Consider the following 10,217-nt stretch of genomic DNA (forward strand, 5'->3'; position numbering starts at 1 on the left):
GGACGCACAGAGAGCGTCGTACCGTGAGGGCTCACCGCATCGAACCGGAGGATCCGATGACTGTCACCACCCATCGCCGACGCACCGTCACCTCGGCAGTGTGCCTCGCGGTCTTGGTCTCCGGCTGCGGCTATCGGGTGACCGTGAACGACGGCTCACGCGGATCCGACGCTGCCGCGCAGCAGGGCAAGCCGGCCGATCTGTCTGCAGCACAATCGAATCCGGTGGAAGACAGCTACTACCCCCAGCGCGGCGAGCCTTACCTCGACACGCTGCACTACGACCTGAAGCTGGACTGGTCGCCCACGCAGCGCGCGCTCAAGGGCACCGCGACCATCACGTTCCGGGTGACCGAGGATCGCGAGGAGGTGCAGTTCGACCTCGGCGATCCGCTCGAAGTGTCGAAAGCCAGCGTCGACGGACGCGCGGTCACCGCCACTCGGGGCACCGACACCGTGGTCGTCAAGACCGGCCGGTTGGCCAAGGACTCGCGCCACGAGGTTGTCCTTGAGTACGCCGGCACTCCGAAGACCACCCCAGCGCCCTCCCAACGCGGCGACCAGGGCGGCGGGCTCGGCTTCACGATCGAGCCGGACGGCCAGACGTGGACGATGCAGGAGCCCTTCGGCGCGTTCACCTGGTATCCGGTCAACGACCAGCCCGCCGACAAGGCGTTCTACAACGCCACGCTCATCTCGCGCGACGGCCAGAAGGGCGTGTTCAACGGGATTCCGGGCCCGGAGAAGGTTGACGGCGACACCACCACCCGCAGCTTCCGACTCGACCAGCCCGCGGCGTCCTATCTCACGACGGTGGCGTTCGGGAAGTACTCGCTGCTACAGGAGAGCGGGCCGCGCAACCTGCCGATGTACTACTGGTATGACCCGTCGAGCTCAGATGCGGCGATGTTCAAGCGCGGCCTGCAGAAATCGCCCGACATCCTGAAGTACCTCGAGACGCTGCTCGGGCCCTACCCGTTCGCCAGCGCCGGGGCTGTGTTGGTGCCTTCGGACTCGGCGATGGAGACGCAGACCATGGTCACCATGGGCGTCGACTCCACCCGCTCACCTGATGACTTCGACGCGGTGATGGCGCACGAGTACGCCCACCAATGGGTCGGCGATGTCGTCACCCCCAAGGACTGGAAAGACCTCTTTCTCAACGAGAGCCTGGCGATGTTCCTGCAGGCGAAGTACGAGGACCACGCCAAGATCACCCCGTACGCGGTGACGATGTCGTCCTACCGAGCACTGGACGCTCGGCTACGCCGTGAGGACGGCCCTCCAGGCAAGTTCAAGAAGGACCATTTTGCGGCGTCCAATGTGTACCTGTGCGGCGCCCTGATGTATGACGCGATGGCTTCGGCGTACGGACAGAAGTTCTACGACGCGCTGAAGTCGTGGCCGACGGTGAACAAGTTCGGCAATGTCGATCGGGACGACCTCATCAAGCACTTCTCCGACAAGATCGGCGTCGACCTCAAGCCGTGGATGACCAACTGGCTGGAGAGTGAGACGACACCGACCGACCAGCCACCGGCGCTCCCGTCCTCAGCCTGAGCCCGTTTGCTTGTCGCCGACAGTAGCGCTGCCACGTCAACCACGAGCAACAAACCGGACGCATATCACCGCTCAGACACGCCACAACGTGCATTTTGCGTCCGGTTTGTGGCTCGATCGGGCAGCGTAGACGACCAACAGGGCGCCCACCCCGATCACTCGGAGTGGGCGCCCTGATTCAGTCGAGCGGGACTCAGCCCTCCTGCTGGGCTTCCTCGCCACCAGCCGGCTCGAAGCCTGCGGCAGCCGCAGCCTCACCGGTGGTGAACCAGACCTCGGCGACGGCCGCGTCATACCAACGCGAACCCTCGACGTGGTACTTCATCGAGTCCTTGTTGCCCTTGACCGTGAACTTGCTCGGGTCGGGCGAAGCGCCGTCCTCCAGCGGAGCGGCCGAGTCGGCGCCGAAGCCACCGTCGGTCGCCTCACCAGCAGCGTCGGCGTCGACCAGCGCCGCCGGAGCGGTCGCCTCGGTGGTCTCGTCGGCGTCCTTGGCAGCGTCGGAGTCCTTGGCGGCACGCTTGGTGGCAGCCTCGGCCTCGGCGACGACGGCGCGCTTGGGCTTGGCGTTGACCGGCTCGCGAACCAGCTCGATCACGGCCATGGGGGCGTTGTCGCCCTTGCGCGGCGCGATCTTGGTGATACGGGTGTAACCGCCTTCGCGCTCGGCCATGTCGGGCGCGACCTCGGTGAAGAGACGGTGCACGACACCCTTGTCCTTCACCACGGTCATGACACGGCGACGGGCGTGCAGGTCACCGCGCTTGGCGAAGGTGATCAGACGCTCGGCCAGCGGGCGCAGGCGCTTGGCCTTGGCCTCGGTGGTGGTGATGCGGTCGTGCTCGAACAGCGCGGTCGCCATGTTGGCGAGGATGAGCCGCTCGTGCGCCGGACCGCCACCGATACGGGGGCCCTTGGTAGGGGTAGGCATGGATTCTCCTGTTGGTCTTGCCTCTACGCGCTAGCGCAGAGTGCGGCTCAGTACTGCTCGTCCTCGGCGAAGCTGATGTCGTCAGCGTCGTCCTCGTAGCGGTCGGCGATGGCGCTCGCGTCGAACCCGGGCGGGCTGTCCTTGAGCTGAAGGCCCATCTCGTGCAGCTTGTCCTTCACCTCGACGATCGACTTCGTACCGAAGTTGCGGATGTCGAGCAGGTCGGCCTCGCTGCGGCCCACGAGCTCACCCACGGTGTGGATGCCCTCGCGCTTGAGGCAGTTGTAGGACCGGACCGTGAGGTCGAGGTCCTCGATCGGCAGCGCCATGTCGGCGGCCAGCGCAGCGTCGGTGGCCGACGGGCCCATGTCGATGCCCTCGGCCTCGACATTGAGCTCACGGGCCAGACCGAACAGCTCGACCAGCGTCTTACCGGCCGACGCCATCGCGTCGCGGGGAGCCATCGAGTGCTTGGTCTCGACGTCGACGATGAGCTTGTCGAAGTCGGTGCGCTGCTCGACACGGGTGGCCTCGACCTTGTAGGTCACGGCCAGCACGGGGCTGTAGATCGAGTCGACCGGGATGCGGCCGATCTCGTGGTCAGCGGACTTGTTCTGCTGCGCCGAGACGTAGCCACGACCGCGCTCGACGGTCAGTTCCATCTCGATCTTGCCCTTGTCGTTCAGGGTGGCGATCACCAGATCGGGGTTGTGCACCTCGACACCGGCCGGGGGCGCGATGTCTGCGGCGGTGACGGCGCCCGGGCCCTGCTTACGCAGGTACATGACGACCGGCTCGTCGTGCTCGGAGGAGACGACCAGACCCTTGATGTTCAGGATGATCTCGGTGACATCCTCCTTGACCCCGGGGATCGTGGAGAACTCGTGCTGCACACCGTCGATGCGCAGGCTGGTGACGGCCGCACCCGGGATGCTCGAGAGCAGGGTGCGACGAAGGGAGTTACCGAGGGTGTACCCGAAACCCGGCTCCAGTGGCTCGATGACGAACCGGGAACGGTACTCGGAGACGACATCCTCGGACAGGATGGGGCGCTGTGCGATGAGCACGTTGTTTCCTTTCCACAGGCGACCGCTATTTGACGCCTGACGAAACCTGATCGGGCTCTGTCTCCCGAATCAGGGTGTTGCGAGAAGAATGATCGATTCCCGGGTTCGCTTGCAGTACAAACGAACCCGGGAAATCTTGATCAGTTCTTCGAGTACAACTCCACGATCAGCTGCTCGGTGAGCGGCACGTCGATCTGCTCGCGGGTCGGCAGCTGGTGCACGAGCACCTGCAGGGTGCCGGGCACGACGTGCAGCCACGCCGGAACCGGACGCTCGCCGACGGTCTCGCGGGCCAGCTGCAGCGGGAACTTCTCGCGCGACTTCTCACGGACGGTGATGATGTCGTACTGCTCCACGCGGTAGCTCGGGACGTCGACGCGCACGCCGTTGACCTCGAAGTGACCGTGGCTGACCAGCTGGCGGGCCGCACGACGGGTGCGGGCCAGGCCGGCGCGGTAGATCACGTTGTCGAGGCGCGACTCGAGGATGACCAGCAGGTTCTCACCGGTCTTGCCGGGGCGACGAGCTGCTTCCTTGTAGTAGCGCACGAACTGCTTCTCCATGACGCCGTAGGCGAAGCGAGCCTTCTGCTTCTCCTGCAGCTGCGTCAGGTATTCCTTCTCCTGCACCCGACCGCGGCCGTGCTGGCCGGGCGGGAAGGGACGCATTTCGAAGTTCTTGTCGCCACCGACGAGGTCGGTCTTGAGGCGACGCGACTTCTTGGTGATGGGACCGGTGTAACGGGCCATGTCAGATTCTCCTTGAAGTTCTCGTCAGCGCTCAGCTGCGACGCTTGGGCTGGCGGACACCGTTGTGCGGCTGCGGGGTGACGTCAGAAATGGTTCCGACCTCCAGGCCAGCAGCGGCCAACGAACGGATGGCGGTCTCGCGGCCCGAGCCCGGGCCCTTGACGAAGACGTCGACCTTGCGCATGCCGTGGTCGATGGCGCGGCGGGCAGCAGCCTCAGCAGCCATCTGGGCGGCGTACGGGGTGGACTTGCGCGAGCCCTTGAAGCCGACCTGGCCGGCCGAGGCCCACGAGATCACGGCGCCGGTCGGGTCGGTGATCGAAACGATGGTGTTGTTGAACGTGCTGCGGATGTATGCGTGACCAGCGGCAACGTTCTTCTTCTCCTTGCGGCGCACCTTCTTGGCGCCCGCAGCCACACGGCTCTTGGGAGGCATGAACTTTCTCCTACGGGTAAGACTTCAGCGATGGGGGTTGGTGTGCTCAAGCATCAAGCGCCGAGCGCACCGGACAGACCGTCAGGCCTTGATTACTTGGCCTTCTTCTTGCCGGCCACCGTCTTCTTGGGTCCCTTGCGGGTGCGCGCGTTGGTCTTGGTGCGCTGTCCGTGGACGGGCAGGCCGCGACGGTGCCGCAAGCCCTGGTAGGAACCGATCTCCACCTTGCGACGGATGTCGGCTGCCACCTCGCGGCGCAGGTCACCCTCGAGGCGGTGCTGCTCCAGGTGGTCACGCAGCTGAACCAGCTGCTCTTCGCTGAGGTCGCGAACCCGCGTGTCGGGGCTGATGCCCGTAGCGGCGAGCGCCTCGGCGGCACGGGTCTTGCCCACGCCGTAGATGTAGGTGAGACCGACCTCGACGCGCTTGTCGCGCGGCAGGTCGACACCGATGAGTCGTGCCATGTCGGCATTCTCCTTGTGTTTTCGTCCGGAGGTCTGGTGCAGTCGCCGGTCCCGTTTTCACCTAGGAGTAGGTGGTGCGGGTCTTCGGCCTCCGAGCCGAAGGTGACATCCGGAGCTTTCGCTGCCGGGGTCGGGCGCTGCGTTCGAGTGATTCATGACTGCTGTCGTGAATCGATGTTCAGTTGTTCGACTGTTCGTCTGCGTCTTAGCTCGAAGACACGACTCGTGCTGGGTCGATCAGCCCTGACGCTGCTTGTGGCGCGCGTTCTCGCAGATCACCATGACGCGCCCGTTACGGCGAATCACCTTGCACTTGTCGCAGATCTTCTTGACGCTCGGCTGGACCTTCATCTGCCTACTGTCTTCGGATCAGGCTGCAGCACACCCGAATACGAGTGCGTTGCAGCGTTGCGGTTCGGTCAGCGGTACCGGAAAACGATGCGGCCGCGGGTCAGGTCATACGGGGAAAGCTCGACCACAACGCGGTCCTCGGGGAGGATCCGGATGTAGTGCTGACGCATCTTTCCCGAGATGTGTGCGAGCACCTTGTGACCGTTCGTGAGCTCCACCCGGAACATTGCGTTCGGGAGAGCTTCGACGATCGTGCCCTCGATCTCGATGACACCGTCCTTCTTGGCCATATCCTCCACATACTCACTGGTCAACGGGTTCCGCCCCGGATGGGCGGACCCTGGTTGCGGCCGGCATGCACCGTCATGTCGCGAAGACATGGCGATGGACAGACTGGACCGACGCACTAGCTTACGCCTGGGTTGCCATCCGGCCCAAATCGGTGTGGTCGGCCACTTGGATCAATGGCCGGCCACACCTTGGAAGGCGCTGATCGGTTTGTCGCCGAACCATGCACGGGCTGCTGGGACGATCCAGAGCAGGACGTTGATCAATGCGATTGTTCCCAGCGTGATCAGAACAGATACCGCTGCCGGCGACCCTGTGTCCTGACCACTCACCGTCGCGAGGAGGGCCAGTAGATCCATTGCGGTGGCGGCGCTGATGAGTAGCCGCCCGCGAGCGTCCGGACCGTTACTCACGCGGGCGAAGCCCGCCCAGGCCAGTACGGCTGCTGCGCACTGGAACACGACCATGAAGAACCAGCTCACTCCGAGTTCACTCACGAATCGCAGGCCGGCCACTCCGACGAAGGCAGAGAGCGCGATGAGGCTGTACCGGAAAGCGACGACCGCACGCGCCGCCGTGATGGCGGCGGGACGATCGCCGCGATTCGACTGGCTCAGTGCAGCGGTAGCCCCCGGAGAGACGAACAGCGCAACCGCGGCCGCGATCGCAATGAAGGCTGCGAACCAGAAACCGCCAGGGGTGTCCTCCCTGGCCATCGAAAGCAGCAGGAGCGAGACTGCGACCGCAACGGCGATCCAGCGCCCCACCGGGTCTTGACGGAACAACAAGTAGCCCGCGCCGACCAACGCCGCGACGATCCAGAGGACGATCGCAAGCAGGTAGAGGACGGCATAGCTGATCAGGTAGACGAAGGGGCTGTCGTCGAAGATGCCACTGATCATGTCGGGCAGGATTTTGAAAGCATCGCGCGTTGCCCACAGCACCAACAGCCCGGCAACCACGTAGGCCGCCGCAACAATGACCAGGTCGATCGGCAACGCCCGGCCGGCGACGCAAACAGTGCCGATATGCGGACCCGACGCGTGGCTGGACTGTTGCCCGGAACGCGCGTTCGTGAGCGGTGGCCCATGCGGCGAAGGAGCCGACCTCTGCCCGCCGGGTGCCCCGAATCCCGACATCGACCCCGGGCTCGGCTGCCCCGGTGTCGGTTGACCGGAAGCAGGCTGCGTTGCCGTCTCGCGGCGCCCAGCCGTTTCCGACGGCGGCGCGGGCTGCACGGCAATGGTGTGATCCCACGCGTCATCCGGCGCCAGGGCCACGGCGGTGCCACAACCGGCGCAGAAGCGCGCACCCTCCGACAACTCTTGGCCGCATTGGTCACAGAAGTTCATGATTCCTCCCAATGGATCGTCGGCGCGGCAGGTCTCGCCACCCGTCCTGTTTCTGTAGATGGAGCCGCGTCGAATCAGCGGTACAACGGTTTCATTTGGCGAGGCAGACAAAAATTCTTCAACTGTTCTCCGGTCATGCCGAAAGTCGATTCGCACCACGACTGCACGTCGTCCTTGCTGCTGTGGCCGAGCAGGACCATCGTGATCCAGATTTCTTTGTCGGTCTTGCCGTACTTGCCAAAGTCGTTCTGCTTGAGCATGACCACCGGACGTCCGGCGAAGCGAGAATCTGCGACGAGCCTCCGGTGCAGGTTGAGGATGTCGACCGCGGTGAACGGTTCCGGCTGCAGTTGGTGGTCTTCGACCCCGACATACTGGCTCGCGATCTGCGCCGACCACGTGCCATCGAGGTTGGTCGCGGCAATTCCGCTGGTTCGCAGCGACCCGAGTTGGGAAGTCGCGGTGGCCTCATCGGTGGCTACAGAACTTGAACCGCTCGGCTCAGCGGAGCCCGGGCTGGCCGACTCCGATCCACTGACCGTGGTCGTGACAGTCGCTGTCGTTGTCGAAGTCGCCGCTGTGGACGTTGCCGTTGTAGACGCACTCCGTGGTGGAGACGTCGATTCGACCAGAACCGGTGCCGGCTGACGCGCATCCTCCGGCGGCGATGCATCGCGATTTCGCAGGACCCACAGACCGCAGATCGACAGCAGTCCGAGCACGAGCACTGACACGAGCACGATCAAGGGCACGCGGTTACCGCGTGCAGCGGGTCGGGCAGGTGCGGCAGGTTGCGTGGGTGGCGCCGCCGGCCTTGGGAGGGTGTCGGCTGCAATCGGGTCGCGTGGGTAGTACACATCAGCCGCCGGCGTTCTTTTGGCCGGGGTCGATGCGACAGCCGACCCGCATCCGGTGCAGAACTTTGCACCGTCTGCCAAGCGGCCCCCACAACTCGTACAGAACTTCACAGCACCCTCCCTGACGACGTCGAGTCCACCGTGGCGGGACAGACGCAGGGCGACACGTCCCCAATACTCAGGACACGTGGGCCGGTCGGCTCACACGTGCTGCAGAGCGGTCGACCAGAGTCGGCTCAACAGGTCTTCCCTCGGCACAGGTTTACCTTCACTGCGCCATCTCCCGTCCGTCACCTGGGCTGGCACTGCGGTGCCAGCTCGCACGAGCCACGCGCCGACTTCGACCAGGACCAGCACTTCAGCGTCGTCACCGGTCAGCTGCGCAGACATCGTTCGAAAGTAGGCCTCAGCCTGCGGGTCTCCCGCCAACACACAGCTGTGCACGCCGAGCACCGATCGAAACACAACCACGGCAACCTCACCGTCGGAGATGAGCTCCAGAGCTGCGGCTGTCGTGTAAGCCACGCCATCCTGAAGGGCGTACATGCCGAGGCGCGCGGGCGCGGCTGCTACTGCTGAGAAGGCCGTGAGATCTTGGGAGAGCTCACCTTCGGACGTCGTCAGGCCCCGAACATTCAGGCTACGCAGTCCCCGTGCGATGGCAGCGTTGACTTGGTGTTGATCGTTGAGGTCAACGGTTGGCAGTGGCCTGGTGCGGGCCTGATCCTGCAGGAAGGCGAAGGCTGCCACCTCATCGTCGGTCAGCGCGACGTCCGTGCGCGTTGAGATCATTTGTTACCTCCTGTGGCCATGTCCCAGAGCTGGCCTGGGGCAGCGGAAATCGCCTCGAATGTTTCCCCCGGATGGCTGATCGCATAATCGAAGGTCTGCCTCGCAGCAGCGGGAGAGAAGTCGGTGCCGCGCACCAGTTCGCCGAATTCTTGGCCGCCATGATGAGCCTGCGCTTGGTCCGGTAGACCTAACAAGTCGTGGCCGAGCACTTGATAGGTCGCCGCACCGAATTCCTGCAACACCTCGATCGGGTGCTGGCGGGCGTACTCGAATCCAAACTTCGCCGCTTCGGGGGTGAAGTTGCCAGCTGCGATCCCTTCGGCCAGGTGAGTACCCAGGGACTCGGCGGCCTTCAGTCCCACTCCGGCCACCGCAGCGGGACCACTGCCCATCATTAGCCCGTTCTGCGCCACATGAAGAGCGCCGAGCCAAGAGGGCTCGTTGACGAACTCGGCCACTGACGCTCCGACACCGATCGCGCCGAAGACTTTCCCGAGGGCAGCAGTTGAGCCAAAACCTTCCTTGCCTACCGCCTCCAAGAGGTCATCCAGCGTGGTTAGGGCGCCAAGACCTGACTCGTTCAGGAACTTGTCCGAGACACCCAGGCCATCGCGCAGGCGCGCCATCAGTGATGGTGACGTGGCACTTCCGTCCGACCCACGGGACCGGGGGCTGCTGACGCCGGCCGCGCCCGGGTCCGCTCCGGAGGCGTCCCGCTGAGCCGTCACGTTCCGACGGAGCGAGTCGGCCATTCCGTGCACCTGGGCAGCCGCGCCGGTCAGCGAGCGCCGATGCACGGAGTACCACTGGTCACGGAAGGTCTGGGCGTCTTGCCCATGCCAATGTCCGGCTACGTTGCCGACGAGCACGTCGCATCGCACCACCAATGCATCCAGCTTCGTGGCCAGTGCCGCCAACTGCGTCGCAGATGACTCGACCTGTGCGTCGTCCATGCCCTTGTATGCCACAGACCTCACCTTTCTCTTGCGCTCCGCGTGGGGTGGAAACCAGACGGCGGCCCCCACCCCACGGGCTGATCAGTTCAACGTTCCGGAGGTCGTCTCTTGGGTGGTGATGTTGTTCATCAGAGTCCTGGCGAACTGCTCCAGAGCGCTCGCGGCATTCGTCAATGCCGGACGATGCACGCTGCTCCACTCCGATTCGAACTGGATCGAGTCGGCACCGTCCCACGCTCCGTGCACGGTGGTGACCTGGCTACCGATGCTGCTGATCAGGGTCGTGAGCTGCCCGTGCAGGCCGGTCAGCTGACTGTGAACGCCCCGAGCAATGTCGGTGTCCATTCCTTTGTTCGCCATGAGAACTCCTCTCTCGCACCGACATTCGGTGCTCTACACCACGCTTGGACGTGGT

13 protein-coding genes are annotated in these 10,217 nt (G+C 64.6%); 1 reads left to right on the top strand and 12 read right to left on the bottom strand.

Features of this window, described 5'->3' with window-relative positions:
* Positions 1–56: 56 nt before the first annotated feature.
* Positions 57–1,559, top strand: coding sequence for a M1 family metallopeptidase (locus tag J5M86_RS11555; protein WP_188059286.1), 1,503 nt, complete (start codon positions 57–59; stop codon positions 1,557–1,559).
* Positions 1,560–1,752: 193 nt separating this feature from the next.
* On the opposite strand, the gene rplQ is transcribed toward J5M86_RS11555, so the two are convergent.
* The 12 genes from rplQ to J5M86_RS11615 form a co-directional block, all read right to left on the bottom strand.
* Positions 1,753–2,490 carry a 50S ribosomal protein L17 gene (rplQ, locus tag J5M86_RS11560; RefSeq protein WP_188059285.1) on the bottom strand — a complete coding sequence of 246 codons (738 nt, stop codon included), beginning with the start codon at positions 2,488–2,490 and terminating at the stop codon, positions 1,753–1,755.
* A 47-nt stretch (positions 2,491–2,537) separates the two neighbouring features.
* The gene (locus J5M86_RS11565) at positions 2,538–3,557 is read right to left on the bottom strand and encodes a DNA-directed RNA polymerase subunit alpha (RefSeq protein WP_188059284.1); all 1,020 of its coding nucleotides are present in this window, start codon (positions 3,555–3,557) and stop codon (positions 2,538–2,540) included.
* 140 nt (positions 3,558–3,697) lie between these two features.
* Positions 3,698–4,306 carry a 30S ribosomal protein S4 gene (gene rpsD, locus J5M86_RS11570; RefSeq protein WP_188059283.1) on the bottom strand — a complete coding sequence of 203 codons (609 nt, stop codon included), beginning with the start codon at positions 4,304–4,306 and terminating at the stop codon, positions 3,698–3,700.
* Positions 4,307–4,337: 31 nt separating this feature from the next.
* Positions 4,338–4,742, bottom strand: coding sequence for a 30S ribosomal protein S11 (gene rpsK / locus J5M86_RS11575; protein ID WP_188059282.1), 405 nt, complete (start codon positions 4,740–4,742; stop codon positions 4,338–4,340).
* Positions 4,743–4,834: 92 nt separating this feature from the next.
* Positions 4,835–5,206, bottom strand: a complete 372-nt coding sequence (gene rpsM / locus J5M86_RS11580) for a 30S ribosomal protein S13 (protein ID WP_188059281.1) — start codon at positions 5,204–5,206, stop codon at positions 4,835–4,837.
* Between the two features lie 237 nt (positions 5,207–5,443).
* The gene (gene rpmJ, locus J5M86_RS11585) at positions 5,444–5,557 is read right to left on the bottom strand and encodes a 50S ribosomal protein L36 (protein ID WP_019286332.1); all 114 of its coding nucleotides are present in this window, start codon (positions 5,555–5,557) and stop codon (positions 5,444–5,446) included.
* 68 nt (positions 5,558–5,625) lie between these two features.
* On the bottom strand, positions 5,626–5,847 hold the full coding sequence (infA, locus tag J5M86_RS11590) for a translation initiation factor IF-1 (RefSeq protein WP_006946284.1): 222 nt from the start codon (positions 5,845–5,847) through the stop codon (positions 5,626–5,628).
* A 171-nt stretch (positions 5,848–6,018) separates the two neighbouring features.
* Positions 6,019–7,356 carry a zinc-ribbon domain-containing protein gene (locus J5M86_RS11595; protein WP_188059280.1) on the bottom strand — a complete coding sequence of 446 codons (1,338 nt, stop codon included), beginning with the start codon at positions 7,354–7,356 and terminating at the stop codon, positions 6,019–6,021.
* Positions 7,272–7,949 carry a hypothetical protein gene (locus J5M86_RS11600; RefSeq protein WP_188059279.1) on the bottom strand — a complete coding sequence of 226 codons (678 nt, stop codon included), beginning with the start codon at positions 7,947–7,949 and terminating at the stop codon, positions 7,272–7,274. The genes J5M86_RS11595 and J5M86_RS11600 overlap by 85 nt, the downstream gene beginning before the upstream one ends.
* Before the next feature lie 306 nt (positions 7,950–8,255).
* The gene (locus J5M86_RS11605) at positions 8,256–8,846 is read right to left on the bottom strand and encodes a hypothetical protein (protein WP_188059278.1); all 591 of its coding nucleotides are present in this window, start codon (positions 8,844–8,846) and stop codon (positions 8,256–8,258) included.
* Positions 8,843–9,814 (bottom strand): WXG100 family type VII secretion target, encoded by a 972-nt coding sequence (locus J5M86_RS11610; RefSeq protein WP_188059277.1) that lies wholly within the window; start codon positions 9,812–9,814, stop codon positions 8,843–8,845. Before J5M86_RS11610 ends, J5M86_RS11605 begins: the two co-directional genes overlap by 4 nt.
* 69 nt (positions 9,815–9,883) lie before the next feature.
* Complete coding sequence (locus J5M86_RS11615; protein ID WP_188059276.1) at positions 9,884–10,162, bottom strand: WXG100 family type VII secretion target; 279 nt, start codon at positions 10,160–10,162, stop codon at positions 9,884–9,886.
* Between the last annotated feature and the right edge of the window lie 55 nt (positions 10,163–10,217).

Origin of the sequence: Yimella sp. cx-51, from assembly GCF_017654605.1 — a bacterium.
Taxonomy (GTDB): Bacteria; Actinomycetota; Actinomycetes; order Actinomycetales; family Dermatophilaceae; genus Yimella.